A 25,580-nucleotide genomic window follows, 5' to 3' on the forward strand; every position below is an offset into this window, starting at 1 on the left:
TCAGACTCGGACTTTGTCAGACTCTGGTGCGTTAGATCCTGGGAGCCGCCGATGTCCTCCTGCCCAGCGCTGCCCGAAGGTTTCGACTTCACCGATCCCGACGTCTACCAGCAGCGGGTCCCGCTCCCGGAACTCGCCGTGCTGCGGCAGACCGCGCCCGTGTGGTGGAACGCCCAGCCGCACAACATCGCCGGCTTCCAGGACGACGGCTACTGGGTCGTGACCCGCCACGCAGACGTCAAGGCCGTGTCCACCAACCCCGAGACTTTCTCCTCCAGGACCAACACCGCGATCATCCGCTTCAACGAGCACATCCAGCGCGAGCAGATCGACTCCCAGAGGCTGATCATGCTCAACATGGATCCACCCGAACACACCCGGGTCCGCCAGATCGTGCAGCGCGGCTTCACCCCGCGCTCGATACGGGCGCTGGAGGCGGCCCTGCGCGACCGCGCGACCCGTATCGTCGCGAGCGCCAAGGCCGAGGGGACCGGGGACTTCGTCACCGACATCGCCTGCGAACTCCCGCTCCAGGCCATCGCGGAGCTGATCGGCGTCCCGCAGGACGACCGGGCCAAGATCTTCGACTGGTCCAACAAGATGATCGCCTACGACGACCCGGAGCTCGCCATCACCGAGGAGATCGGCACCGAGGCGGCCATGGAGCTGATCTCGTACGCGATGAACCTCGCCGCAGCCCGCAAGGAGTGCCCCGCCAAGGACATCGTCACCGCGCTGGTCGCCGCCGAGGACGAAGGCAACCTGGGCTCCGACGAGTTCGGCTTCTTCGTGCTGCTGCTCGCGGTCGCCGGCAACGAGACCACGCGCAACGCCATCAGCCACGGCATGCACGCCTTCCTCACCCACCCCGATCAGTGGGATCTCTACAAGCGCGAACGCCCCTCCACCGCGGCCGAGGAGATCGTCCGCTGGGCGACCCCCGTGCAGTCCTTCCAGCGCACCGCCACCCAGGACACCGAGCTGGGCGGAGCGCACATCAAGCAGGGCGACCGCGTCGGCCTCTTCTACTCTTCCGCCAACAACGACCCCGAGGTCTTCGACCGGCCGGAGGTCTTCGACATCACCCGCGACCCGAACCCCCACCTCGGCTTCGGCGGCGGAGGCCCGCACTTCTGCCTCGGCAAGAGCCTCGCCGCCCTGGAGATCGACCTCATCTTCAACGCCATCGCGGACGCCGTCCCCGGCATCACCCTCGCGGGCGACCCGCGCCGCCTGCGCTCGGCCTGGCTGAACGGCATCAAGGAACTCCGGGTCAGCTACGTCTGACCCGGTGACCCAGCACCCCCCACGCTCCCGGGCGGCAGGGGCACCCCTTCCGAACCCACGCCCCGCCCCTGCCGCCCGCCGAGCGCCGTCGCCCTTCAGGCCGCGCGAAAATCGGTTGCCCTCCGGGGCGGCCATCCGCTGTACTCCCGGCGAAAGCAACCGACCGAGGAGACGGTAATGCGCGCTGCGTTCATGTTCACCCAGAAGGTCATCGCCACCTATCTCGAGGACATGACGCTACGTGCGAACGTTGAACCTGGGAATTCTGGCGCACGTCGACGCCGGTAAGACGAGCCTGACCGAGCGGCTGCTCCACGCCGCCGGTGTCATCGACGAGATCGGCAGCGTCGACGACGGAAACACCCAGACCGATTCCCTGGCGCTGGAACGGCAGCGCGGCGTCCCGACGGTCATCCCGATGGGAGTGGCCGACGGTCTCGGCACCCGCGGCGCACGGTGCACGCCGTACACCGCCGCCGACGCCGGCTTCACTTCCCGGCTGGCCGAGCTGCTCGCCGACCGCAACGATGCGTTTCTGGCCGCGTACGTGGACGACGAGAGGACGGTCTCGTACGGCCAACTCCGCGGCGAGCTGGCCGCGCAGACCCAGCGGGCACTGGTGCATCCGGTGTACTCCGGCTCGGCCATCACCGGCGCGGGCGTGGAGGCGCTGATCGCCGGCATCACCGAGCTGCTGCCCGCGGCGGAAGGCGATGCCGACGGCCCGGTGTCGGGCACCGTCTTCAAGGTCGAACGCGGTCCTGCCGCAAACAGTCGTCGTCCCCTGCCGCCCCACCGACAAAGGTGCGCTGCATGTCGCGCTCACCCAACTCGCCGAGCAGGACCCGCTGATCAACCTGCGCCAGGACGACATGCGCAACGAAGTATCCGTCTCGCTCTACGGCGAGGTGCAGAAAGAGGTCATCCAGGCAACACTGGCGGACGACTTCGGCGTTGACGTCACCTTCCGCGAGACCACGACCCTCTGCATCGAGCGGCCCGTCGGCACCGGTTCCGGCTACATTCGCTTTCTTCAAGGCAGTCGAGGAAACGGTGAAAGAGACGCTGCACCAGGGGATTTACGGATGGCTGGTCACCGACTGCACGGTCACCATGACGCATTCCGGCTACTGGCCGCGGCAGAGCCACTCCCATGCCGTCTTCGACAAGAGCATGTCGAGCACGGCCGGGGACTTCCGCAACCTGACGCCGCTGGTCCTGATGAGCGCGCTCCAGGAGGCCGGCACCAGGGTGTACGAGCCGATGCACCGCTTCCGACTCGAAGCTCCGGCCGACACGTTCGGGCCCGTGCTGTCCGCACTGTCCCGGCTGGGCGCCGTGCCGCACACCCAGGAAATGCGCGGTTCGGCGTGTCTGCTGGAGGGAGACATCCCGGCGGCCCGGGTGCACGCCCTGGAGCAGCAGTTGCCGGCGCTGACCCGCGGCGAGGGCGTACTGGAATCCGCCTTCGACCACTACCAACCGGTCCAGGGCGCGCCCCCGGCCCGCCCGCGGACGGACCACAATCCGCTCAACCGCAAGGACTACCTCCACGTCGTCGTGCGGCGGACCGCGGGCCGCCGGGAGGACGTGTGATCCCGACGGCCCTGGGGCCCGTCCTCGGCGGGATCCGGCACATACCGGACCGGCGCTGTACGACAGCAACCGCCCCGACCTGCACGTAAGCCGTACGAGTGGCGGCGTGGCGCGATCCGGCGGATGCTGAAAGACGCGGCGATCCGACGGGGCGGCGGAGTTCAGCCCCGTCTGACCTCCGCTGTCCCGTGAACGCGCGAGGCATCGCCGGGCTCCGCCGGATCGTCCGGCCCCGCGTCCGGCCCTGCGGCCGGGTCCGGGTCCGGGTCCCTGGTGCGCCCCAGCAGCACGGACTGCAGCCCGAAGCCGCACGCCACCGCCACCGCCCCGCCCACCGCGTCCAGCAAGTAATGATTCGCGGTGCCGACGATGACGGCCGTGGTCAGGATCGGATACAGCACGCCGAGCAGCTTCAGCCACACCTTCGGCGCCAGCAGCACGCATACCACGGCGCACCACAGCGACCAGCCCACATGCAGGGACGGCATGGCCGCGTACTGGTTGGACAGCTCGGTGAGCGGGCCGAAGTCGGGTCTGGCGAGGTCCTGGGGGCCGTTGGCGGTGTCGATGTAGCCGAGGCCCGGCATCAGGCGCGGCGGAGCCAGCGGATAGAGCCAGAAGCCGATCAGGGCGAGCAGCGTCGCTATGGCCAGGGCGGTACGGGCCCACCGGTAGGCGACGGGGCGGCGCAGGTACATCCAGCCGAGCAGGCTCAGCGGCACCAGGAAGTGGAAGGTCGTGTAGTAGCGGTTCATGCCGCCCTCGATCCACGAGCCCGCCACCAGGTGGTTGAACCAGCGCTCGATGTCGATGTGCAGCGCGACTTCCATGTCGAGGATCTGGCGGGCGTGGTCCTCCGCGACGCCGCGGGTCTCGGGCGCGGAGCCGCGGATATACGCGTAGCAGAAGTAGCCGGCCCGGATCAGCAGCAGCTCGAGCAGCAGGTTCGGGCGGCTCAGCGGCCGTCGCAGAAAGCCCAGCAGCGGGATCGAAGGGATCCAGGGGAGCCGGCCGGGCGCGGCGGGCTCCCGCTCCGCGTATCGCGTCGGGACCGGGCGGTCCCAGTGCGGCGAGCCGCGGTCCAGGAACGGTACGGCGCAGGCCGCGGCGAGGGCGACCAGCAGCGGCGCGTTCTCGCCGATGAGGTGGATGCCCCTGGTGGTGGGCACGACGGCGGCGCTGCTGAGCGTCATCACCATCACGACGAGGACCGGCCACACCACCCGGTCGGCCTGGCGGCGGCCCACGCGCCCGACGACGGCGAGGAGGATCCACAGCTGCTGGTGCAGCCAGGCGGTGGGCGAGACGGCCACGGCGACGCAGCCGGTGAGCGCGGCGGCGAGCAGCAACTGGCCGTCGCCCGCGTAGTGCGCGGCCCGCCGCAGGCCGAGGACCGCGACGGCGCCCGCGAGGACTCCGAAGAGCGCGAGTTCGGGCAGCCCGCTCAGCCCGAGCCGTAGCAGCAGGCCGTGCAGGGACTGGTTGTGGAGGCTGTCCGCGGGCTGCCCGAGACCGGCTCCGGCGACGTGGTGGACCCAGTACGTCGCGGAGTCGTGCGGCAGCACCGCCCAGGCCAGCGCGGAGCACCCGGCGAACGTGCCCGCCGCCGTCGCGGCCGCCCGCCGCCTGCCCGTCATCCACAGCAGGGGCGCGAAGAGCAGCACGGTCGGCTGGAGCGCTGCGGCCAGCCCGATCAGGACCCCGGATCTGCGGGCCGGGGCGTGCGGCAGCAGCCCGACCAGGACCAGCAGGACGGGCAGGATGCTGGTCTGGCCGAGGGTGAAGGTGTTGCGGACCGGCAGCGAGAGCACCATCAGGCTGATCGCCACGGGCGCGGCGAACAGCGCCGTACGCCGGGAAACCGGACGCGGCAGTGCGCGGGCCGCGATGAAGCCGAGGACCACGACGAGCAGCAGCGTGCCGAACGTCCAGAAGAGGCCGAGGCTTTGCTCGGCGGCGCGGGTCAGCGGCTTGAGGACGAGCCCGGCGAACGGCGTGCCGGTGAACGTACCGTTCTCGTAGAGCGGTCCGGGCACGCGCAGGACGCCGTTCGGTCCTATCCACGTCTCGAGATCGGTGAGCCGCTCACCGGGTGGCTGCCGCAGCACGGCCGCCGCTTGACGCATCGCCAGCAGGCCCGCGAGGAGCCAGAGAGCGCCCAACCCCACGCGGATGCGCGGCTCCTGGGACCCCGATACCTCCGCCGTCGCCAGTCCGCGCCTCTGTGCGTTCGCCACGCCCCGCCGCTCCCCCTCCGCTTCGAACAGACCTCCGAGGGCTCCCTGCCACAGACGCAGGAAACCCTCCCGTTACCAGACAGCCGCTGTGTATTGGCTCGAACATTAAGGGGGGCGGTGGAGATCCGCACCTCTGGGGGCCGTGTCAGGGCGGGTGATACGGAGTGGCTGCGCGGCCGGGTGCCGTTCAACGACACCCGGCGGGACCTGGAGTGGCTGCGCGCCTTCCCGCGGCTGACGACGCCGCGGCTCGGCCGCCAGTCGCAGCCGGCGCACGGCCCCAGGCGCGGATGGCCCTCCTGAGCTGCCTGGTACGCGTTCCGGCCGAGCGGCTCACCCCCGCGTTCAAGGAACTCGGGCTTTCGGGCGCGCCGGAGTACCGCGTATCCCCTCTTCACAGGCGCTTCATCGGGCCCGGCGTGAGCGGCGCCGCATCGTCGCTGCGGCCCGTACGACAGGATGGGCACATGAGCATCGTGAAGATCAATGTGCTGACGGTCCCCGAGGAGCAGCGCGAGGTGCTGGAGCAGCGCTTCGCGGCCCGCGCGGGGGCGGTGGAGAGCTCGGACGGCTTCGAGTGGTTCGAGCTGTTGCGTCCGATCGAGGGAACTGACACCTATCTGGTGTACACGCGTTGGCGGAGCGAAGAGGACTTCCAGGCGTGGATGGAGGGCCCAATGAAGGCGGCTCACCAGGGGGGTGGTGAGGGGGACCAAAAGCAGAGGCCCGCCGCGTCCGGCTCAACGCTGTGGTCCTTCGAGGTCGTGCAGCAGGCTGCGCCCAAGAGCGACTAAGCCAGCCCTTCCCAAATCAGCATGGTTCGGGCGTGATCGGTGGTCGGCGTCGGTAGGGGCGTGAGCCGTCGGCGGCGAGCAGGATCCGGATGCGGTAGTTGGTGAAGTTGCGGAAGCCGTGGGCCAGCCGCCTGGTCTTCTCGATGACGCCGTTGATCGCTTCTGTCCCGCCATTGCTGACGCCGCCGGTTGCGAAGTAGGCCAGGATCTCCTCGCGCCAGCGGCGCAGAGTCTTGCCGAGTCGCTTGAACTCGGGGATCGGGCAGGTGTGGAGCGTGTCGAGGAGCTTCTCGGCGAGCTTGCGGCCCGTGGACCGGCTCTCGGCGTGGTAGATCGAGCGGACCTGCTGGTAGACGCTCCAGGTGACCTCAACCTCGCCGTTGGGGTCACCGATCGGCAGGTACGTGTCGAGCCGTTCGCGTTGCCGGTCGGTGAGGTGCTCGTCGCCGGTGAGAAGGGTGCGGCGGACCTCGTACAGCGGGTCGTCCTTGTGGCCACGCCGGTGCAGAGTCTGCTGTTGGACGCGGCGTCGGACCTCATCGAGCGCCTGGCCGGCGAGCTTGACGACGTGGAAGGCGTCGAGCACGGCGACGGCGTCGGGCAGCTCGTCGCGGATCGCGTTGGCATAGCCACGGAACGGGTCCAGGGCGGCATGCTCGACGGTGACCTTCACGTCCACGCCGTGTTCGGTGAGCCAGTCGGCGTAGACCTTCCCCGGGCGGCCCTGGACCGCATCCAGCAGCCGGGCCTGCAGGCAGCCGTGCTCGTCGCGTGTCCGGTCGACCATCACGGTCACGGCCTTGTCGGTGCTGGTGATCTTCGAGGGCCGCCAGATGTACTCGTTGACGCCGATGGTCTTGATGCCCTTGAGCCGGTCGGGCTCGGCGATCCTGGTCTGCGCGTCGGCCTTGATTGCCGACCAGCAGGTGTCCCACGCGACGCCGAGATGCCGGGCGATCGCGGACACGGTGGTGTCGTCGTGCCGCAACGCGTCGACCGCCCACGACGTCGCCCTGGCGGTGAGCTGGCGCGGGGCGTGGCGTAGGGCTGGACCTCGGTCCAGGTCCGACGAGCACACGCCGGTTCGGGACACCGCCAGATCCGCTTGCGCCATCGCACCCGCACCGGCCGTCCGAAGCACGGAGCGTCGTGCAGCAGCTGGACTCGGCGGCCGTGGCCGATCGCGACCACCCCGCAGTCAGGACAGCCGGTGAGGACGTCGTCGGACTCGACGTCTTTCAGGAGGAGCAGCTTGGTCGCCGCCGATCGTGAAGGCCCTGACGCCTTCTCAGCTCGCTGACACACCGAGCAGCAGACCCAGTCGCGGGCCCTTTCTGGGTGGCCCTGAACTACAGCACCACTGTCGAGATGCGGGGGAGATTGCCACCTCTCCCGCGGATTACTTTGACGAAACGGTCTTTGATCTGGGTCGCCGGTCATCGAGTGCCGGGTCGCCGAGCCGCGTTCACCGATTAGCGGCCAGCACTGCCGCGAGGCCCTCTTGCAGATCTTTGACGAAATACTCGGGAACCTCCAGCGACGGGAAATGTCCCCCGCTTTCGGGCAACCTCCATCGGACGATCTGTCGGTACCGCTCCTGTACCCAGGGGCGCGGATGCCTATTCTCGATGTCGCCGGGATACATACTGATTGCTGACGGGACGTCGACCCGAAGTTCGGGATCGAGCGAGTTGGGGGTTTCGTAGTAAATGCGGGCCGACGATGCGCCGGTCCGCGTCAGCCAATACAGGGTGACGTCGTCAAGAACTCTGTCTATGGAAATCGTCTCGAAGGGGCTGTCTTCGGTGTCTGACCACTCAGCGAACTTGTCAAGGATCCAGGCAAGAAGCCCGACCGGTGAGTCGACGAGCGAGTAGCCGATGGTCTGCGGTCGGGTCGCCTGCTGCTTCGCGTACGCCCGGTGGTGGCGCCAGAAATCGCGGGTTTCCTCGGTCCACTTGCGCTCGACCGCCGTCAGCCCGTCCGTTGTCAACCCGGGCGGTGCCTCCGCGAACGTTGTGTGGATGCCGAGAACGTGCGCCGGGAACCTGCCGCCGAGAACCGTGGTGATACTACCTCCCCAGTCGCCGCCGTGGGCTGCGAACTTGCTGTAGCCGAGCCTTCCCATCAGTTCCACCCATGCGGCCGCGATCTTTTCGATTCCCCACCCGGTGGTGGCCGGCTTGTCGCTGTAACCAAAGCCTGGTAGCGACGGGACCACGACGTGGAACGCCGGCGCGTCTGCATCTTTCGGATCTGCCAGCTCGTCTACTACATCGATGAACTCAGCAATGCTGCCTGGCCAGCCGTGCGTCAGGATCAGTGGAGTGGCATCTGCGCGCGCGGATCGGCGGTGCAGGAAGTGGATTCCCAGATCATCAATGGTCGTGCGGAACTGGCCGATACGGTTGAGGCGCTCTTCGAACGACCGCCAGTTGTATCCGGTGCGCCAGTAGTTCACGACATCGACGAGGTCGGCGAGAGGAACGCCCTGTTCCCATCGGCGAGGGTCGGGCGCGGCGCGATAGACCGTCTCGGCCTCCGGTAGTCGCGCCGCGGCCAGTCGCGCGCGCAGATCGTCGAGGTCAGCGTCAGTTGCGTGGGCTTCAAATGCTTGCACATCGCTGGTTGGACAGGGCATGAGACCTCCTGGCCATCGCGGAACGGCTACGAACTATCACGAACCGGCTAAGACGGTTCTAGCATGTCATCATGTCTGCGCGCAACCAGCTAAGGTGGTTCCATGCGTGCTGGGTTCCCTGACTTTCGCCTCGGTAAGGTGCTAGCGACCAGCTTCACGGCGACTCTGACGGAGCGTCATGGCGACGCTGTGGAGCGCATTCCCACGCCGCACCGACTCGTCGACTGGCTGGCACTGAACGGCCTCGCTGTGGACTCCTGCACCACTGCCCAGCTCGAACTCGCTCGGGAACTGAGGGAGTCGATTCACGTCGCCGCGACAGCGGCCGCGATCCAGGACGCTCTCCCTGCATCTGCTGTCCAAGTCATCAATGACTGCAGCGCTGAGGGTCGGGCCGCTGCGATCCTGACGCCCGAGGGTAAGCGGCAATGGCGGCTCAGCTCGGGTTCCTGCGTGGAAGATGCCCTCAGCGTGATCGCCGCCGATGCGATCAGCATCATTGCAGGCGAACGAGACGGAAGATTGGCCTTGTGTGCATCACCAACCTGCCAAGCCGCCTTCTTCGACACCAGCCGAAGTCGCACCCGCAAATGGTGTGACATGAACACGTGCGGGAATCGTCAGAAGAAAGCGCGCTTCAATGCCAACCAGCGCAGACACCCCAGATCAGCGGAGTGATCGTTACGCTCGGTACATCCAAGTGGGCCCTACACCTGCGACACATCTGTCGCGTTGGGTGCACCCCAACGGCACCACTAAGAGCCATCCGCCGCCTTCGATCGTGAATGCCCTGACGCCTTCTCAGCTCGCTGACACGCCGAGCAGCCCTCTACCCCACAACCACGCTCATCCGGGAAGGGCCCGCTCGATAAAGGGGTTCATCCCGGTGGTGACCGAGAAGCGGGCGCCGGCCCGGCGGCAGGCGGCGATCACGCCAGCGTTGTAGAACTGGGAGTCCGCGCGCAGGACGCGGATTCCGGTGCCGCCTGCCTCGGTAGCGGTGGACAGGGCTTCGCTGACGAATTTCGGGCGCCGCGGGAGTCGGCGGCTTTGCCGCGGCGCATCCGTACCGTGGCGATCACTGGCCGGGAGGTGGGGGTGAAGATCGTGGCGAGCAGGGGGTGCAGGGTGCGGATGCCCTTGAACCGGCCGTACTCGGCACCCTGCTTGGCCCGGCCGTAGACGCGCTTGCGGGTGGAGTCGACGTCGATGAACGCCTTCTGGCCGGAGCCGGGCAGCGGGGTATGCGTGGCCAGTGCGGCCAGGAACCTGCGGTGCACGGCATGGAGTTGGAGGTCATGGCCGTGGGTGAACGCGCGCAGGAAGGTGCCCAGGGTGGACGGGCCCGGATACCGCCGAACACGGTCGGCATCGCACCGTGGCGCAGCACGTCCAGGTCGTCGATGCTGTCCGCACCCGCGACCATCCCGGCCACGATGCTGGTGACCTTGGCGTCCGCCGCCGCACCCGCGCCGTTCCTCGCCCCGGTCAGCCTCACCCTCCCGGCCACCAGCCGCGAAAGCCCGCACCGCTCAGCCAGCCGCATCACCGGGACCAGCCCGGCATACGCGACCAGATTCGCGTCATCGAACGCAGCGGAGACCGCCACGGCGTATGGGAAACTTGCATCTCGGAAGTGCCTTGCCGATCGTGCGTGCTGGAAGCCTGAAGAACTCCCATCATCGCAGTCACAAGGCACTTGTTCGTTTCCCAAGACGTGATCCACAAGGCATCGGGCGGTGGATCAAGGCTGAGTCCGAGTTGCGGTCAACACAATCTGAGCTTCTATTGGAGTAGGTGCATAACAACCGCATGAAGCGCGTCCGCACTGTCTTTTTGAGGACGGTTGGTGCGATTACTACCTAGCCAGTAGAAGCAGTCATCTTGAATACATGACAAGGAGCGCCGTTTCGTGGAGAGACGAAACCGACGAATTCGCAAGGCAGTTTACGCGGCCGCATTGATAGTGCCCCTGGGTATCATCGCGGCGAATCGCCTTCGAGGAAACAGTGGTTTGGCATGCGAGCTAGTTGCGGGGCAACCGACCGACTCGGGCGGGGTGATACAAAGTTATGGCGGGGCCGAATGCCCAGACAGCGCCCTTGTCCGTGTCCGACTTCGCCAACACCGCCCTTGGTGGTGGGATAAAACGCTCACGGAGAAGAGCCAGGTGGGCAGCAACGTCAGGATCGATCTGGCGTACAGGTGCAAATACAACAGGAACTGGGTGGTGTTTACGGAAACGCGTCGCAAAGGGAGAAAGCAGCAGTCGAGGCGCGCCGCGGTCCATTGCAGGGGGACCGGATAAGAACGGTCACCGACGAATGGGTTCTCCACGGTGCAGATGGCATCCACGATCCGCCGCCGTGGATGCTTCTCCCGCCGCCCACCCTTCCTTCACGCCAGATCGGCCGGAAGGTCGGTCTCTCCTCGTCCTCGAGCGTGGCCTACCAGCTGGGGCAGTTCGAGCAGCTCGGTGATCTCGGCCAAATGAGATGACCTGTAAGGCGTGTCGCCTGTCCCCAACGTCCAGGGACAGCACATCTAGCCCCGACGATTGCCCCGGCGATCACGAGGAGCAGCCAGAGCCCGTTCCACACGCAGCTACTGTAACCCCGGGGCCATGGCCGGCCGGGTGGTCGCCGGTAGCGGGCGCCGCCATGTACACCGTCAACTCCCGGGCCGTGGCCGCCCGCGCGTCGGCCGTGGTGGTCGGTGGTCTGACGGCGGCGATCGTGCTGGGACTTCCGCTGGGTGCGAGCTGGGAGTCGCGTCGCCGCACGGCAGGGCTGGGTCAGTGGTCCGGCACTGTGATCGTGCCCTTGCCGACGACAGCGGTGAAGCCTCCGACCGTGATGCCGACGAGGTGGCCTCCCTCGGTGTGAGCGCCTGCCTCGATCAGACTGGGACGTCCCATCCGGACCCCCTGCATAATGCGGAGCGTGTGCTCGCCGTCGGACAGGGCCGACCGCTGGGCGAGACTCCCGATCAGCCCGGCACCCGCGGAGCCGGTGGCGGGGTCCTCGTCGACCCCGGCGGCGGGAACGAATGCCCGTGCGTACAGGGTGCTACCGCTGCGGAACTCTCCGGCGAACACGTAAAGGTGCGGCGACCAGCCGTCGGCGACACCGGCCGTCCAGACGGCCTTGTCCAGGACGGCGCGGTCAACAGCGTCGGCGGACGCCAGACGCACGTAGCAGAACGGGAGTCCGGCCCCGCCGTACCAGCACTCCAGGATGTCCTCCCCGGTCAGGGAGAGCGCCTGGATGATCGTCTGCACCGGGGGGCGGTGCGAGGGGGCCTCGAAGGGAACGTTCATGGCCAGTCGGCTGAATGTGCCGCGGACGTCCACCGTGACAGGACCGATGCCCTCCTCGAATGTCATCCTCCCTTCGTCTGTCTCAGGGCGTCCGTGCCCGCTGGCGGCGAGCACGGAGGCGGTACCTATGGTCGGGTGGCCGGCGAACGGCAGCTCCATGTGCGGGGTGAAGATCCGCAGCCGGTAGCTGTGGCGGGAGGCGAGCGGGAAGACAAAGGTCGTCTCGGAGAAGTTGAACTCCTTGGCCAGGGTTTGCATCGTGGCCGCGGACATCCCACGTGCGTCCGGGAAGACAGCCAGCTGATTGCCGCCGAATGGTTGTTCAGTGAAGACGTCGGCGATGACGAACCCGTACTCCATGGTCAGTTGACGATGACGTCGACCTCGACGGCGGCGCCGAGTGGGAGCGCCGCGACGCCGATCGCCGTACGCGCGGGGTAGGGCGCGCTGAACATCTTCCCGTACACGGCGTTCACCGCGGCGAAGTCCGCCATGTCGGTCAGATAGACGCCCACGCGCACCACGTCGTCGAGCGTCTTTCCGGCGGCCTTGAGGACCGCGGCCACATTGCGAAAGACCTGCTCGGTCTGCGCTGATACATCGCCGTCGATCAGTGCACCCGTGGACGGGTCCTGGGCCACCTGCCCGCTGACGAAGGTGAACAGGTCCGCGCGGACGGCGGCCGAGAACGGGCCCACCGGCTTCGCGATCTCATCGGTAGTGATCTCTTCACGAGTCATCTCTGCTCCTTGTCGGCAGTGTTGGTGCGGCGCGGGGTGGGCGCGAGCCCGGCGGGGGCCCCGCGGCTGCGGGGCTACTCGGTCTCGACGACGCTGTTGGTCAGCGTTCCGATGCCGGAGATCTCGATACGGACGATGTCGCCGTCGGTCAGGAACCTCGGGGGGACGAATCCCGCGCCGACGCCGGCCGGGGTCCCGGTCGCGATCACGTCGCCGGGCAGCAGCGTGGTGCCCGCCGAGATGGTCTCGATGAGGGTGGGGATGTCGAAGACGAGATCGCTGGTGTCGGCGTCCTGGCGCAGTTCGTCGTTGACCCAGCACCGGATCCGCAGCGCGGCGGCGTCGATCTCGTCGGCGGTGACGATCCACGGCCCCATCGGACAGGAGGAGTCGAGCGCCTTGCCGAGGAACCACTGGCTGTGGCGGGCCTGGAGGTCCCTTGCCGTGATGTCGTTGACGATCGTGTAGCCGAAGATGTGTCCGTGGGCCTCCTCGCGGCTGATGCCGCGGCCTCCCCGGCCGATGACGACGGCGAGTTCGGCCTCGTAGTCCAGCGCTTCGGTCACCTTGCGGGGCAGCGGGATCCCGGTGCCGTGGCCGGTCGCGGTCTCCGGCGGCTTGGTGAAGACCACCGGCGCCTCGGGGACGGTGCCGGTGGCCGTCGCGTTGAACCCGCTGCGGTCGAACTCCTCGGCGTGCGCCCGGTAGTTCTTGCCGACGCACAGGATGTTGCGGGGCGGCCTTGGCAGCGGCGCGAGGAGTTCCACCTCGGACAGCGGAAGCGGCTGCTCCCGGACGGCCGTCTCCGGGTGGCCGCGCGCCTGGCCGAACGCGTGGATGACGTCGAGCATCGTCCTGATAGGGCGCTCTGCGCCCACCCGTTCAAGAAGCCGGACGCTGTCGTCAGCGACGACCCCGGCCTGCACGCTGCCCCCGTGCCGGTACGTGGCGAGCCTCACGGCGACTCCTGCGCCTGGCGCAGGTGCGGCGGAAGCTGGTCGGCGAACTGCGCTTCGCCGTTGCCGAACGAGAAGTTCTCCGTTGGGGCTTCCAGCAGGCTGACGAAGACATCTTCGGGACGCACATCGAGCTCGCCAGAGAGGAGCGTGACGATGCTCCCGTACAGTGCGGTCTTGGCCTCGCGGCTACGGCCCGCGGCAGCGTTATCTGGATCATGATGATGTCGTCGGTCCGCTCGATCCCGAGGAAGGAGCGGTCGTACACGATCTCCCCGGGGTCATGCTCGGTGACCACCTGGAAACGGTCCCCTTCACGGATATTGAGCGCCTCCATCATCGCGCGGTGCACACAGTCCCCCACCCGGCGGGCGATGTCTCCGCTTCTCCTGTTGAGTGAAATACGAACGAAAGGGATGGGGTCCTCCTGGTGGTCAGTGGGCCATCAATTGCTGGGTCTCCGCGAGCAGCTCGCGGAGCCTGCCGAGCAGGTCATCCGTGGGTTCGCTCCCGAAGGCGCCCGCCACCCGCTGCTGGACCGCCTCCCAGTGCGGACGCCCCTCGGCCAGCTTCGCCTCACCCTCGGGCGTGAGGTGTACGACGCGCTGGCGGCGGTCAGCGCCGACCTCGACGGTGACCAGCCCGGCCCGCGTCAAGGGCTGCAACTCGCGGGTACAGGTGGTCCGCTCCATCGCCAGGCGGTCGGCGAGCTGGCTGACCATAAGTGGGCCATCGGCGGCCAGCCGGGAGAGGAACGCGTAATTCATGGGCCGGAGACCTACCTCTCCCAACGCCTGACTGTAGAGGCGGTCGATCCAGCGCGTCGTCATGCGCAGCGTGGTGCACACGCACTCTGTCGTGGCAGGTTCCATGCGATGAGTGTAATTACACTTATCTTCCGGGTGCAAGAGCTGACGTTCACCGTCCGCCAGGTAGCTCCCGTGACGGGCCATCTGATGCCCATGTCCTCGAACCTCGGTCGTGTTTCATCGAAGTCCGAGCGTCCATTGTCCGCAGTGTTGCCGAAGCGGTGTTGGCCCTCACGGCGACTGGCAGGAGATCCAATCGGCAGGTTCGGCAGCGAAGGTGAGTATGAGGGTGACCCCGGTGAACGATGACCACGTGACATCGCGGCCCGTTCATGAGGACGCCCCACAGACAAGGCCGCGCTGTGCGACAAGCTCCGCCGCGCCTGTGGCAAACACCTGCCTGTCGTGGGGCCCCTCGTCGACGGATGGCACGCGCCCTCGGCACGTGATGACGGCAGGATTCTCGCCTCCCCGGCAATTGCGGCGCTGCACCGGCTGGTCTTCGAACTGGGCGCGGACTCGGCCAAGTGCCGCCCTGTCAGCTTTCCTCGTTTCACCTACGGCCTGCTGGCCGCAACGACACTGGCGGACGGAGTGAGGGGAACGGGGACGAGAAGAACAGCGGGGGCGGCGGTCCCACGAGCGCGGAGATCCAGCAGTTCCAGAGGCCTGTTGAGGATCTTTGAAAATTGAAACGACCAGTGTCGCTCGTCGTCCCCCAGTTGTCTGACTGAGGAATTGTCAGCTGAAGCTTGATACTGGATTGAGCCCTCTCTGGGGGAGGCGCAGACGAGGAGTCGTCGCCGACCGAAGGGCCGGAGCTGCTCTCCCTGTTCGAGGCCAACCATGATGGATCATGGTCCATGTCCACCTGGGCTCGATGACACCGGAGGCACAGTGCCTATAACCGAGGAGACGTCCACTGACGGTCACGGCTTGGATCTGACGGGACAGGTAGCGTTGATCACTGGCGGCTCCGCCGGCCTCGGTTTGGCCACTGCGCTGACCCTCGCCCGCGCGGGAGGCACCACCGTGGTCGCCAGTAGGCGTCAGGAGGCGTGCCGTGATGCCGCTCTACGGATCACCGCCGAGACCGGCCGCCCAGCACTGGGCCTGGCCTGTGACGTCAGCGATGAGCACGCCGTCCGCCAGCTCATCACGGACGTCGTCAGCCGCTATGGCCGACTAGACGTGCTGGTGACCAGCGCCGGCGTCCAGGCACGTGGCGAGATCGCCGACCTCGATGTCACCGTCCTCCGGCGCTGCCTGGAGGTCAATGTCATCGGCACCTTTCTGGCCTGCCAGGCCGCCGTGCCCGTGATGCGCGCTGCCGGATACGGCCGCATCATCACCCTCGCCAGCGCGCTGGGAATCGTCGGAGCCGCAGGCCGCAGCGGTTACGCGGCCAGCAAGGGCGCCGTGGTCCAAATGACCCGGAGCCTCGCCGTGGAGCTTGCAGGCACTGGCATTTGCGTCAACGCCCTCGCCCCTGGCCCGTTCCGCACGCCGCTGAACGCCGGCGTCGACGACGATCCGCGGGTACGGAACTTCCTCGACCACCAGGTGCCCGCCGGCCGCTGGGCGGACCCCACCGAGCTGGCGGGCGCCGCATTGCTCCTGGCCAGTCCCGCTGCGTCCTATCTCACAGGTGCCGTCCTCCCGGTCGACGGTGGATGGACCGCCCACTGACCAGCCCGCACCGACGACTGTCGACCGGGGCAAGTACGGCTCGAAGATCCACTTGATCACCGAGCGAACCGGTCTGCCCCTGTCCGTCGGCATCTCCGGGGCGAACCTGCACGACGGTCAGGCCCTCATCCCGCTGGTGCAGGGCATGCCGCCGATCCGCTCCCGCCGCGGCCGACGGCGGCGCAAGCCCGGCAAGCCCACGGTGACAAGGGCTACGACTACGACCACCTGCGGCGATGGTTACGGCCTCGGGGCATCACCCCCGCATCGCCCGCAAAGGCATCGACTCCTCCGAGCGCCTGGACCGCCACCGCTGGACCATCGAGCACACCATGTGGCCCGGCTCGCCGGATGCCGACGCCTCCACCGCCGCTACGAACGCACAGCCAGCCACTTCCTGGCCTTCACCAGCATTGCCTGCACCCTCATCTGCTACCGCAGACTCACCAAATGAGATGGCTTGAAAGCCGGAGCAGCCGGCGCTCAGTAGTGGTCCGGGCGGTGCGGGCCCGGCGTACGGCGCACGTCCGGCTCGTGCGGGCGTTCCCGGTCCGAGCCGCACAGCTCCGCGTTCAACTCCTTGACCAGCTCGACGAGGTCCCTCGGCCTGCCCGGCCCCCACCAGTCGCCGAGCAGCTCCGCGAGGGATTCCTCGCGCGCCTCGGCGAGCCTGGCCGCCACTTCCCGGCCCTTGTCCGTGAGGACCAGTGGCAGCCCGTCCCGTACGGCCAGGCCGCGCTCCTCGAGCTGGCGGGCGGCGGCGGAGACGACGCCAAGCGGTACGGTGCTGCGCTCGGCGAGGAGGGCGGGCTCGGCGGAGCCGTAGCGGTTGATGCGCAGCACCAGCCAGGCCGCGGCGGGCCTGAGGTCGTACCCCGCCCGTTCGGTGATCTTGATGAAGGCGTCGCGGCGGCCCTCGCGGCTGCCGAGGGCGGAGAGCGCGCGGCGCACCTCGTCCTGCGAGGAGCGCTCGACGGGGTTGCTGGCGAGAGTCTCGCTGATGTCGGGCGAGGTGACGGAGGCGCGCAGCCGGTCCTCCCTGAGGAACCAGGCGAGGACGAAGGCGACGGCCACGACGGGCGCCGCGTAGAGGAAGACGTCGGTGATGGCCGACGCGTACGCGCGCAGCGCGCCGGTCCTGAGGGCGGCGGGCAGCCCCGCGATCGCGCGGGCGTCGGACTCCAGAGTGCCGACGCTCACGCCGGGCGGCAGTTGCTGTCCGGCCAGCTCGGCGGAGAGCTTTTCGCCGAGCCGCCCCGTGAAGATCGTGCCGAAGATGGCGACGCCGAAGGACGCCCCGATGGAGCGGAAGAAGGTGGCTCCGGAGGTCGCGACGCCCAGGTCCTCGTAGCGGACGGCGTTCTGCACGGCGAGCACGAGGACCTGCATGACGAGGCCGAGGCCGAAGCCGAAGACCGCGAAGTAGCCGCTCATCTCGGCGGTGCCGCTGTTCTCATCCAGCTGGTGGAGGAGGAGCAGGCCGACGGTGGTGACGCCGGTGCCAGCGATCGGGAAGACCTTCCAGCGCCCCGTACGGCTGACGAGCTGGCCGGAGCTGGTGGACGCGACCAGCATGCCCGCGACGAGCGGCAGCATGTACACGCCGGACTGGGTCGGCGAAACCCTCTGGACGACCTGGAGGAACGTCGGCAGATAGGTCATGGCGCCGAACATCGCAAAGCCGATGACGAAGCTGATGACCGAGCACAGCGCGAACGTGCGGATGCGGAAGAGCCCCAGCGGAAGGACGGGTTCGACGGCCCGTCGCTCGGCGGCGACGAAGGCGGCGAGAAGCACGGCGCCGAGGACGCCGAGTCCGACGATCCGCCAGGAGCCCCAGGCCCAGGTGGAGCCGCCGAGCGAGGCCATGAGGACCAGGCAGGTGGCGAGGGAGGCGATGAGGAAGGTGCCGAGGTAGTCGATGGTGTGACGGGTCGGGCGGGCCGGAATGCGCAGGACGGAGGCGATGACGAGGAGGGCGACGACGCCGATGGGGAGGTTGACGTAGAAGACCCAGCGCCAGCTGAGGTGCTCGGTGAACAGGCCGCCGATCAGCGGGCCGAGGACGCTGCTCGCGCCGAACACCGCGCCGAACAGGCCCTGGTAGCGGCCGCGGTCGCGGGGCGGCACGATGTCGCCGACGATCGCCATGGACAGCACGATGAGCCCGCCGCCGCCGAGGCCCTGGAGGGCGCGGAAGGCGATGAGTTCCGCCATGCTCCGGGCGATGCCGCAGAGGGCGGAACCGACGAGGAAGATGGCGATGGCCCCCTGGTAGAGCCTTTTGCGGCCGTACTGGTCGCCGAGCTTGCCCCAGAGGGGGGTGCCCGCGGTGGAGGCGAGCAAGTAGGCCGTGACCACCCATGAGATGTGGTTCAGGCCGCCGAGGTCGCTGACGATCGTGGGGAGGGCGGTCGAGACGATGGTCTGGTCGAGGGCCGCGAGCAGCAGTCCGAGGAGCAGCGCACCGATCGCGACGAGGATGGTGCGCCTGGACTGGCCTTCGCCGGGGGCGGGGAGCGCCTCCTCGGGGGCGGATGCCGCGTCCTCCGGGGCGGTGCCGTCGGGTGCGCCCGCGTCCTGAGAGTCCTGAGAGCCCCGGCCCATGGGCGCCTCCTCGGGTGGCTGCACGCAGCGGTACGTGATTCCCATCCTGTGGGGTTCGGAGGCGTGTGGCCCGCCGAGGTCCTCCGGCACCGGTGCGGTGCATAATCGCTGCTGCCATCTGAGGGAGGGGTCCTGCGGTGACGGAACGGGCATGCCCGCGGTGCGGGAGTGATGTGGGGGTGGACGGCAGACCCGGCTGCGCGTGCGGGGGGCCACTGCCGCGTCCCGAGGACATAACTCCGCTGCTGCACACGGTCGATGTGACGGCGCTGCTGCGACCGACGGATGTGAGGCCGCTGTCCCAGCCGGTGGACGAGACTGCGCCGCTGCCGCGCCAGCGGCGCCGGAACAACGCGACGCAGCTGCCCCGGCCGATGGATCCGCCGACGACCAGCCCACTGCCCGAGGACCTGGGCCTGTTCGCGTACGCACCGCCACCACGGTGGACGCAGGACCCGGACGGCGGGGATGGCGGGGACAGGGACGACGGACGGAACGGGCGGAGCGGACACCGGCGGCGGGAGCGGAGCCGGATCGCGGGGGGCCCGACCGCGGCGGCCGCCGCCGTGGTGGCGTCGGTCGGCGCCGTGCTGCTCGGCATGCAGCTCCTGTCGGGCGGCGATTCCGGCGGGGACGACGACCGCGCAGCGCCGGACGAACGCGTAAGACCGACTGCGGTCCTGCCTACGGGGGACGGTGACCTTCCCACGGGCCCTCCCCCGTCCCAGCCCGGTAAGCCCACCGGCTCACCGGGCACGGCGGACCCCAGGCGGTCGGCCTCCGCTTCCAGGCCGGCCACCTCCCGGCCGACGGTCACGGCCGCCCGGGATGGGAATGCGGGCGAGTCGTCCGGCCCCGTGATCGCGGCCTCCGTGGCAGTGATCGGCCTCGGCGAGAGCGGCCCCGAAGTCCTCGAGCTGCAGCTGCGGCTCAAGCAGGAGCACGCGTACGCCCCGAAGGCGGACGGCGTGTACGACTCGGACGTGCAGAGCGCGGTGGCGCGCTACCAGCGCAACCACGACGTGCCGGGGGACCCGGTGGGCACGTACGGCCCGAACACCCGGCGTGTGCTGGAGTCGCGGACGGCCGAGCCGTGACCGTGCCGTGAAGGGCATGTGGGGAGTACGGAGGCGGGCGTTTCCGAAGCCGTTACCCGAGCGGGCTGGCCCTGGGCCGCCGGGCTTTGTATCGTTGAGAAACAAAGTGGTTCCGCCCGTACTCCCTGACCTGCGGGCGGGGCCGCTTGCTCTCTACGCGTCCTGCGCACCGTCCGCGTTCCCGAGCCCAGGAGCCAGCCGATGACGGCCACCACCACGCTCACAGCTCACGCCGTACTGCTCGACATGGACGGCACCCTCGTCAACTCGGACGCCGTCGTGGAGCGCTGCTGGCGGCGCTGGGCCGAGGAGCAGGGGCTCGACCCGGAGTACGTACTCGGCAACGTCCACGGGCGGCAGGGGCACGCCACCATGGCGGTGCTCCTGCCCGACCGCCCGGCCGAGCTGAACCTCGCCGACAACCGGCGGATGCTCGCGCAGGAGACCGCGGACACCGAGGGCGTCGTGCCGGTTCCGGGCGCGTCGGCGCTCATGGCAGCGCTCGCCGGTCTGCCGCACGCCTTGGTCACCTCGGCCGACGAGGCCCTCGCCCAGGCTCGTATGGGCGCCGCGCGACTACCGGTGCCGGAGGTCCGGGTCACGGCGGAACGGGTGGGGGCCAGCAAGCCGGACCCCGAGGGCTTCCTCAAGGGCGCCGCCGAGCTGGGCTTCGAACCCCAGGAATGCCTGGCCTTCGAGGACTCCGAAGTCGGCATCGCGGCGGCACGGTCGGCGGGAATGCGAGTAGTAGGCGTCGGCCCCCGCGCGGCCGCCCACAACCCGACCGTCCACGTACCGACCCTGGAGCCCCTACGGCTCGAAGCCCTCGCGAACGGCACCCTGCGCCTGCACGTGGACGCCGCGCGCTGAGCGACCGGGCGGCGTGCGCGAGCCGTCGCGACGGCAAGCAACCACCGCAGCGGAGACCGCCGGCCCCGACGAACGGCGGCCTACGCCTGCACGTCATCGCCGCGCGCCGAACGGCCACGCCACGCCGACCGGCAGACCGCCACCATGGCAGCGGCCGCCGCGACGGCGGACCCGCGCGCCCCAGCGGCAAGAAAACATCCCCGCGACCAGCGGCGAAGACCGCCGGCACAGACGAACTGCGACCTCCGCCAGCACGCGTACTCGCACGGCTCGCCGACGGCGACGACCGCGGTTATCCCCGCGCCATGTCGTCGCCGGACTCCGCGCCGCTGTGTGCGAACTGAGCGGCCGTGCCGACGCAAGACGCCGAGCTGCGGGCGCAGGCCGCCATGGCGGCAGCGTCGCCGCGCACCGGGCAGCGCGAGCCGCCAGGCAGGCCGCCGCCGCGGCAGCAAAGGATTCCCGGCGCGGAGGCGAGCAACCGCCGGGGGTGCCGGCGGTGCCGGGTCGGCCGCAGCCGGGGGGAAAACCACCCGCAAGCCGCCAGGCGACTACGCGGAGACCGCCTCGTACAAGCTGAACCCTGCCAGCGCCAGCATCGTCACCGCCGCGACCCGGGTGATCAGCCGCAGCGGCACGTGCTTCATGAGGGTGCGGCCGCCCAGGATGCCGAGGCCTGCCACCGCCCACAGCGCCGGCACCGCGCCCAGCGCGACCGACAGCGGGTCGTCGTAGCGAGCGGCGAGGTTGGCGGTCATGATCTGGGTCAGGTCGCCGAACTCCGCGACCAGGATCAGCATGAACCCGGCGCCGGAGACCTTCCAGAAGCCCTGGTCGGCGGGCTTGCGGATGGTCTCCTCGGCCTCGTCCCTCCTGAACAGGAGCATCGCCGCGCCCGCGAGGAAGAGCACGCCGACCACCGCCTGGACCAGCCGGTGCGGCAGCAGCGTGAGCACACTGCCCGCCGCGACGGCGAGCGTGACATGCACGGCGAAGGCGGCCGCGACGCCCGCGAAGACGTACGAGGCGCGGTAGCGGGTGCCGAGCATCAGGCCGGCGAGGGCGGTCTTGTCGGGAAGCTCGGCGAGGAAGACGACGCCGAAGACGAGTGCGACGATGCTGAGGCTGATCACGCCGGGTGTTCCTCTATCGGTAGGGGCCGGCCGTACCGAGAGACCTTCGAGATCTTCGAGCAGCGATTCCGGGGTCGCTTCGGCACGGCAGCGTCATGGACACTGCGGCCGAAGGTCTCGCTGACGGGCCTGCTGGTCCGCCTCCGGGCGCCGGCCCGGCCCATGGGGCCGAGCAGTATGTCGACGGTCCGGCGAAGAGCTACTCCCCTTCTGCTCCGCCCAGCGTACGTGACGGGCAGCCCGCACCGGCGCCCGTACAGGCGTACGTGACGGTCAGCCCGTGCCGGCGCCCCTGCCGGCGCCCGTACTCGCACCCGTACCGTCCCGGTGCAGCCGCCCGCGGGCCACCAGCTCCAGGACCAGCGCGGTCGCCACCGCCTGCACCGCCATCAGCGCGACCAGCACGAACAGCTGCACCGCCCCCGCCAGCACCGGCGACGCCCCGCCCAGCAGCATCCCCACGAACGCCCCCGGCAGCGTGACAAGACCCACCGTCCTGGTCTGGTCGAGGCCCGGGATCAGGGCGTCGGAGGCGGCGGGGCGCGCGATCTCCAGGCGGGCCTCGCGGTCGGGCATCCCGAGCGCGAGGGCCGCCTCGACCTCGCCGTGGCGCGTGCGCAGCTCGTCCAGCGAGCGGCGTCCCGCCAGCACGGTGGCGGTGAGGGCGCCGCCGATGAGGATGCCGGTGACCGGGATGAGCGCGATGCCCTTGAGCGGTACGAGCCCGGTCAGCAGCAGCGCTGCCACCACCGGCAGCGCCCCGGCCCCGATGGGCACCGCGGCCCACCACCAGCTGCGGTTGGCGGTGATGCGGCGGCCCGCGGTGCGTACGGCCACGGCGAACATCAGCGCGATGAAGGACAGCAGGAGGGGGACGGCGCGCATCACCCAGCCGATCAGATACGAAACCGCGGCGAGCTGGACGGTGGCGCGGAGTCCGGCGACGACGATGGCGCGGGGATAGCCACGGCCGTCGCCGTGGGCGAGCCGCGCGAGTGCGGCAATGCCGGCCGCGGCGACGAGGAGCGCGGCGAGCACAACCCCGAGCGTGGCGTTGACCCGCAGCAACGTGTCAGCGGCAGTCTGCGGGACGGCGACGGCGACGGTAACAGCGGCGGTGACAGCGGCGGCGGGCACGCGGTCACGATACGGCGCACGGCGGGGCCGGTTGGCGCTCCGTCAGGTCGGGAAGCCCGCCCGCCGCCCCCTTGAATCTGACGTGGGCATGTCGTCACGCTGTTACCTGGCGCCCACCCCACCGAAACCTGGCGCCGCGACGATGGCCGGGCTCCAGCGGCCAGCACCCCTTCACCCAGAGGGAGTTCACATGTTCCGTGTCTACGCGCGTCGAATAGGCCTGCTCGCCGGGCTGACCGCCCTGGCCGGCACCGCATTTCTGAGCGGCCCGGCCGCCCAGGCTGCCCCGCCCACCCCTCCGAGCGCCGCCACCGCCCGGACCTACCTGAGCGAGCTGACCGTCAGCGCGGAGGGCTCGCTGACCGGCTACAGCCGCGACAAGTTCCCGCACTGGATCACCCAGAGCGGCACCTGCAACACCCGCGAGGTCGTGCTCAAGCGCGACGGCACGAACGTCGTCCAGGACTCCAGCTGTGCCGCCGTCAGCGGCTCCTGGTTCTCCCCCTACGACAACGCGACCTGGCAGGCCGCCGCCGACGTCGACATCGATCACGTCGTCCCGCTCGCCGAGGCGTGGCGCTCCGGTGCCGACAACTGGACGACCTCCAAGCGCCAGGCCCTCGCCAACGACCTGGCCCGGGCCCAGCTGATCGCCGTCACCGACAACGTCAACCAGTCCAAGGGCGACCAGGACCCGTCGGAGTGGCTGCCGCCGGTGAGCGGCTACCACTGCATGTACGCGCGCATGTGGGTGCAGGTGAAGCACTACTACGGCCTGACGGTCGACTCGGCCGAGAAGTCCGCATTGAGTGGCATCCTGAACGGCTGCTGAGCGAACGGCTGGGCAAAGCCCAGCCGAACCAACGGCTGGAAACTCGCCGTAACCCTCCGTCGTTCCGTACCGTACGGGGCGACGGAGGGAGGGCGGTGGCCGATGGCCGGACTGCTCCTGGGACCGCTCGTGCGGTACGTGGACGAGGACAGCGCGACCGTATGGGTCGAGACGGGACGGCCCTGCGTGGTCGAGGTCGTCTGCGAGGGCGGCGCGGGCCGCGGCACGGCGCACACCTGGCAGATCGCCGGGCACCACTACGCGCTGGTCACCCTCGTCGGACTGCGCCCCGGCACCACCATCCCGTACCGCGTGCTGCTCGACGGCCATCAGGTCTGGCCGTCGCCCGACGACCGCTACCCGCCCAGCTCGATCCGCACCCTCCCGGCCCCGGGGGACGACGCCCCGCTGCAGGTCGCCTTCGGCTCCTGCCGCTGGGCGGCCCCGCCGTCCGACGCTTCGCACGACCCCGTGGGCCCCGACGCGCTCGACACGCTCGCCACCCGCATCGCCGCCGACCCGGGCGGGGAGCGCCCCGACGTCCTCCTGCTGCTGGGCGACCAGGTGTACGCCGACCACACCTCGGAGGCGATCCGCCGGTGGCTGGCCGCCCGCAGGGACCTGCGCCAGCCACCCGGCGGCCAGGTCGCGGACTTCGAGGAGTACACCCGGCTGTACTACGAGTCCTGGCTCGACCCCGACGTCCGCTGGCTGCTCTCCAACGTCCCCAGCTGCATGATCTTCGACGACCACGATGTGATCGACGACTGGAACACCAGCGAGGCGTGGCAGGAGAGGATGCGGGCCACGCCGTGGTGGGAGGAGCGGGTGCTCGCCGGGCTGATGTCGTACTGGGTGTACCAGCACCTGGGGAACCTCTCCCCCGCCGAGCTGATGGCCGACCCGCTCTTCGCGCAGGTGCGGAAGGCGGGCGACGGGACCGCGCTGCTCCGGGAGTTCGTGGCGCAGGCCGACGCCGACCCCGCGTTCACGCGCTGGAGCTACCGCCGCGACCTCGGCCGGGTGCGGCTGCTGATGGTCGACACACGGGCCTCCCGGGTGCTGCCGGAGGACCGGCGGGCGATGCTCGACGAGCGCGAGTGGGCCTGGCTGCGCAAGCAGGCGCAGGACGGCCCCGGCGGGTACGACCACCTGCTGATCGGCGCCTCCCTGCCGTGGCTGCTGCCGCACGCCATCGACGACGTGGAGCGCTGGAACGCGGCGCTGTGCGCCGGGGAGCGCGGGCCGCGCTGGGCGCGGATCGCCGAGAAGCTGCGGCAGCGCGGGGACCTGGAGCACTGGTCGGCCTTCCCGCGGTCCTTCCAGGCGCTGACGGAGCTGGTCGCGGAGGCGGGTGCCGGTCCTGACGCGCCGGCGACGGTGTGCGTGCTGTCGGGCGATGTGCACCATGCGTACGTCGCGGAGCCGCTGTGGCCGGAGGGCGGGCAGCAGCCGGACGCGCGCGTGCTCCAGCTGACCTGCTCGCCGGTGCACAACAGCGTCCCCGCGTCGATCAAGCTCGGCTTCCGCTTCGGCTGGAGCGGGGCCGGGCGCAGGGTGGGGCGCTGGTTCGCGCGGCACGCGCGCGTAGGACGGCAGGGGCGGATCGAGCCCGCGTCGATCGACTGGCGGAAGACGGGCGGGCCGTGGTTCGGCAACCAGCTGATGACGCTGACGCTGCGCGGGCGCGGGGCGAGCGTACGGCTGGACCAGGCGCGGCGGGGCGCGGACGGCGAGCCACGGCTGGAGCCCGCGCTCGACACGGAGATCAACACCGAGGTCGGCACGCCCGCGGGGCCGTGACCGGGCGCTGAAGCCGCGCCACCGTGGCCGGCT

Annotated in this window: 22 protein-coding genes and 3 pseudogenes; 12 read left to right on the plus strand and 13 right to left on the minus strand. The window is 69.6% G+C overall.

Features of this window, described 5'->3' with window-relative positions:
* Positions 1-51 precede the first annotated feature (51 nt).
* The 3 genes from ACTWP8_RS01190 (at position 52) to ACTWP8_RS01200 (ending at position 2,883) form a co-directional block, all read left to right on the plus strand.
* Positions 52-1,287, plus strand: a complete 1,236-nt coding sequence (locus ACTWP8_RS01190; RefSeq protein WP_443320251.1) for a cytochrome P450 — start codon at positions 52-54, stop codon at positions 1,285-1,287.
* A 241-nt stretch (positions 1,288-1,528) separates the two neighbouring features.
* Positions 1,529-2,245, plus strand: coding sequence for a GTP-binding protein (locus tag ACTWP8_RS01195; RefSeq protein WP_443320252.1), 717 nt, complete (start codon positions 1,529-1,531; stop codon positions 2,243-2,245).
* 95 nt (positions 2,246-2,340) lie between these two features.
* Positions 2,341-2,883: a hypothetical protein gene (locus tag ACTWP8_RS01200; protein ID WP_443320253.1), complete on the plus strand. Its 543-nt coding sequence runs from the start codon at positions 2,341-2,343 to the stop codon at positions 2,881-2,883.
* Positions 2,884-3,044: 161 nt separating this feature from the next.
* Here the strand turns inward: ACTWP8_RS01200 and ACTWP8_RS01205 are convergent, their stop codons facing one another.
* On the minus strand, positions 3,045-5,120 hold the full coding sequence (locus tag ACTWP8_RS01205; protein ID WP_443320254.1) for a bifunctional glycosyltransferase 87/phosphatase PAP2 family protein: 2,076 nt from the start codon (positions 5,118-5,120) through the stop codon (positions 3,045-3,047).
* Positions 5,121-5,237: 117 nt separating this feature from the next.
* Between ACTWP8_RS01205 and ACTWP8_RS01210 the strand changes: the two genes are divergently transcribed.
* Positions 5,238-5,423, plus strand: coding sequence for a hypothetical protein (locus ACTWP8_RS01210; protein WP_443320255.1), 186 nt, complete (start codon positions 5,238-5,240; stop codon positions 5,421-5,423).
* Positions 5,424-5,587: 164 nt separating this feature from the next.
* Positions 5,588-5,914 (plus strand): antibiotic biosynthesis monooxygenase family protein, encoded by a 327-nt coding sequence (locus ACTWP8_RS01215; RefSeq protein WP_443320256.1) that lies wholly within the window; start codon positions 5,588-5,590, stop codon positions 5,912-5,914.
* A gap of 16 nt (positions 5,915-5,930) precedes the next feature.
* Here the strand turns inward: ACTWP8_RS01215 and ACTWP8_RS01220 are convergent, their stop codons facing one another.
* From ACTWP8_RS01220 to ACTWP8_RS01230, 3 genes and pseudogenes are all read right to left on the minus strand, one after another.
* Positions 5,931-7,007 carry an ISL3 family transposase gene (locus ACTWP8_RS01220; protein ID WP_443320257.1) on the minus strand — a complete coding sequence of 359 codons (1,077 nt, stop codon included), beginning with the start codon at positions 7,005-7,007 and terminating at the stop codon, positions 5,931-5,933.
* 41 nt (positions 7,008-7,048) lie between these two features.
* Positions 7,049-7,354 (minus strand): annotated as a pseudogene (locus tag ACTWP8_RS01225) (hypothetical protein); the annotation flags it as partial.
* 25 nt (positions 7,355-7,379) lie between these two features.
* Positions 7,380-8,555 carry an epoxide hydrolase family protein gene (locus ACTWP8_RS01230; RefSeq protein WP_443320258.1) on the minus strand — a complete coding sequence of 392 codons (1,176 nt, stop codon included), beginning with the start codon at positions 8,553-8,555 and terminating at the stop codon, positions 7,380-7,382.
* A gap of 102 nt (positions 8,556-8,657) precedes the next feature.
* On the opposite strand from ACTWP8_RS01230, the gene ACTWP8_RS01235 reads away from it, so the two are divergent.
* A complete protein-coding gene (locus ACTWP8_RS01235; RefSeq protein ID WP_443320259.1) occupies positions 8,658-9,233 on the plus strand; it encodes a CGNR zinc finger domain-containing protein in 576 nt (191 codons plus the stop codon).
* Positions 9,234-9,484: 251 nt separating this feature from the next.
* Here ACTWP8_RS01235 and ACTWP8_RS01240 read toward each other — a convergent pair whose 3' ends face one another.
* The 6 genes and pseudogenes from ACTWP8_RS01240 to ACTWP8_RS01265 form a co-directional block, all read right to left on the minus strand.
* Complete coding sequence (locus tag ACTWP8_RS01240; protein ID WP_443320260.1) at positions 9,485-9,835, minus strand: hypothetical protein; 351 nt, start codon at positions 9,833-9,835, stop codon at positions 9,485-9,487.
* A gap of 1,514 nt (positions 9,836-11,349) precedes the next feature.
* Positions 11,350-12,234, minus strand: a complete 885-nt coding sequence (locus ACTWP8_RS01245) for a PhzF family phenazine biosynthesis protein (protein WP_443320261.1) — start codon at positions 12,232-12,234, stop codon at positions 11,350-11,352.
* 2 nt (positions 12,235-12,236) lie between these two features.
* Entirely contained in the window at positions 12,237-12,614 is a 378-nt protein-coding gene (locus ACTWP8_RS01250; protein ID WP_443320262.1) for a Rid family detoxifying hydrolase, read from the minus strand.
* 74 nt (positions 12,615-12,688) lie between these two features.
* A complete protein-coding gene (locus ACTWP8_RS01255) occupies positions 12,689-13,573 on the minus strand; it encodes a fumarylacetoacetate hydrolase family protein (RefSeq protein ID WP_443320263.1) in 885 nt (294 codons plus the stop codon).
* Positions 13,570-13,910, minus strand: a pseudogene (locus ACTWP8_RS01260) (tautomerase family protein). The gene ACTWP8_RS01255 and the pseudogene ACTWP8_RS01260 overlap by 4 nt, the downstream one beginning before the upstream one ends.
* A gap of 94 nt (positions 13,911-14,004) precedes the next feature.
* Positions 14,005-14,442: a MarR family winged helix-turn-helix transcriptional regulator gene (locus tag ACTWP8_RS01265; RefSeq protein ID WP_443320264.1), complete on the minus strand. Its 438-nt coding sequence runs from the start codon at positions 14,440-14,442 to the stop codon at positions 14,005-14,007.
* Between the two features lie 786 nt (positions 14,443-15,228).
* On the opposite strand from ACTWP8_RS01265, the gene ACTWP8_RS01270 reads away from it, so the two are divergent.
* Together ACTWP8_RS01270 and ACTWP8_RS01275 are read left to right on the plus strand one after the other, a co-directional pair.
* Positions 15,229-16,068, plus strand: coding sequence for an SDR family NAD(P)-dependent oxidoreductase (locus tag ACTWP8_RS01270; protein WP_443320441.1), 840 nt, complete (start codon positions 15,229-15,231; stop codon positions 16,066-16,068).
* A 10-nt stretch (positions 16,069-16,078) separates the two neighbouring features.
* Positions 16,079-16,522: pseudogene (locus ACTWP8_RS01275) on the plus strand (IS5 family transposase); the annotation flags it as partial.
* 29 nt (positions 16,523-16,551) lie between these two features.
* Here the strand turns inward: ACTWP8_RS01275 and ACTWP8_RS01280 are convergent.
* Entirely contained in the window at positions 16,552-18,675 is a 2,124-nt protein-coding gene (locus ACTWP8_RS01280; RefSeq protein WP_443320265.1) for a DHA2 family efflux MFS transporter permease subunit, read from the minus strand.
* A 179-nt stretch (positions 18,676-18,854) separates the two neighbouring features.
* Here ACTWP8_RS01280 and ACTWP8_RS01285 point away from each other — a divergent pair, with 179 nt between their 5' ends.
* Both ACTWP8_RS01285 and ACTWP8_RS01290 read left to right on the plus strand, forming a co-directional pair.
* Positions 18,855-19,772 (plus strand): peptidoglycan-binding domain-containing protein, encoded by a 918-nt coding sequence (locus tag ACTWP8_RS01285; RefSeq protein ID WP_443320266.1) that lies wholly within the window; start codon positions 18,855-18,857, stop codon positions 19,770-19,772.
* A 201-nt stretch (positions 19,773-19,973) separates the two neighbouring features.
* Positions 19,974-20,642 (plus strand): HAD-IA family hydrolase, encoded by a 669-nt coding sequence (locus ACTWP8_RS01290; RefSeq protein WP_443320267.1) that lies wholly within the window; start codon positions 19,974-19,976, stop codon positions 20,640-20,642.
* Between the two features lie 551 nt (positions 20,643-21,193).
* On the opposite strand, the gene ACTWP8_RS01295 is transcribed toward ACTWP8_RS01290, so the two are convergent.
* A complete protein-coding gene (locus ACTWP8_RS01295; RefSeq protein ID WP_443320268.1) occupies positions 21,194-21,775 on the minus strand; it encodes a TMEM165/GDT1 family protein in 582 nt (193 codons plus the stop codon).
* Positions 21,776-22,048: 273 nt separating this feature from the next.
* Positions 22,049-22,843 carry an ABC transporter permease gene (locus ACTWP8_RS01300; RefSeq protein WP_443320442.1) on the minus strand — a complete coding sequence of 265 codons (795 nt, stop codon included), beginning with the start codon at positions 22,841-22,843 and terminating at the stop codon, positions 22,049-22,051.
* Positions 22,844-23,102: 259 nt separating this feature from the next.
* Here ACTWP8_RS01300 and ACTWP8_RS01305 point away from each other — a divergent pair, with 259 nt between their 5' ends.
* Together ACTWP8_RS01305 and ACTWP8_RS01310 are read left to right on the plus strand one after the other, a co-directional pair.
* Entirely contained in the window at positions 23,103-23,744 is a 642-nt protein-coding gene (locus ACTWP8_RS01305; protein ID WP_443320269.1) for an HNH endonuclease family protein, read from the plus strand.
* Between the two features lie 102 nt (positions 23,745-23,846).
* Complete coding sequence (locus ACTWP8_RS01310; RefSeq protein ID WP_443320270.1) at positions 23,847-25,547, plus strand: alkaline phosphatase D family protein; 1,701 nt, start codon at positions 23,847-23,849, stop codon at positions 25,545-25,547.
* Positions 25,548-25,580: the final 33 nt, after the last annotated feature.

Origin of the sequence: Streptomyces sp. 7N604 (assembly GCF_052245475.1) — a bacterium.
GTDB lineage: Bacteria > Actinomycetota > Actinomycetes > Streptomycetales > Streptomycetaceae > Streptomyces.

Coding starts and splice junctions, on each gene's coding strand:
- ACTWP8_RS01215 (WP_443320256.1), top strand. CDS start 5,588: ATGAGCATCGTGAAGATCAATGTGCTGACGGTCCCCGAGGAGCAGCGC.
- ACTWP8_RS01250 (WP_443320262.1), bottom strand. CDS start 12,614: ATGACTCGTGAAGAGATCACTACCGATGAGATCGCGAAGCCGGTGGGC.
- ACTWP8_RS01235 (WP_443320259.1), top strand. CDS start 8,658: ATGCGTGCTGGGTTCCCTGACTTTCGCCTCGGTAAGGTGCTAGCGACC.
- ACTWP8_RS01270 (WP_443320441.1), top strand. CDS start 15,229: ATGGATCATGGTCCATGTCCACCTGGGCTCGATGACACCGGAGGCACA.
- ACTWP8_RS01280 (WP_443320265.1), bottom strand. CDS start 18,675: ATGGGCCGGGGCTCTCAGGACTCTCAGGACGCGGGCGCACCCGACGGC.
- ACTWP8_RS01310 (WP_443320270.1), top strand. CDS start 23,847: ATGGCCGGACTGCTCCTGGGACCGCTCGTGCGGTACGTGGACGAGGAC.
- ACTWP8_RS01190 (WP_443320251.1), top strand. CDS start 52: ATGTCCTCCTGCCCAGCGCTGCCCGAAGGTTTCGACTTCACCGATCCC.
- ACTWP8_RS01305 (WP_443320269.1), top strand. CDS start 23,103: ATGTTCCGTGTCTACGCGCGTCGAATAGGCCTGCTCGCCGGGCTGACC.
- ACTWP8_RS01245 (WP_443320261.1), bottom strand. CDS start 12,234: ATGGAGTACGGGTTCGTCATCGCCGACGTCTTCACTGAACAACCATTC.
- ACTWP8_RS01290 (WP_443320267.1), top strand. CDS start 19,974: ATGACGGCCACCACCACGCTCACAGCTCACGCCGTACTGCTCGACATG.
- ACTWP8_RS01230 (WP_443320258.1), bottom strand. CDS start 8,555: ATGCCCTGTCCAACCAGCGATGTGCAAGCATTTGAAGCCCACGCAACT.
- ACTWP8_RS01265 (WP_443320264.1), bottom strand. CDS start 14,442: ATGGAACCTGCCACGACAGAGTGCGTGTGCACCACGCTGCGCATGACG.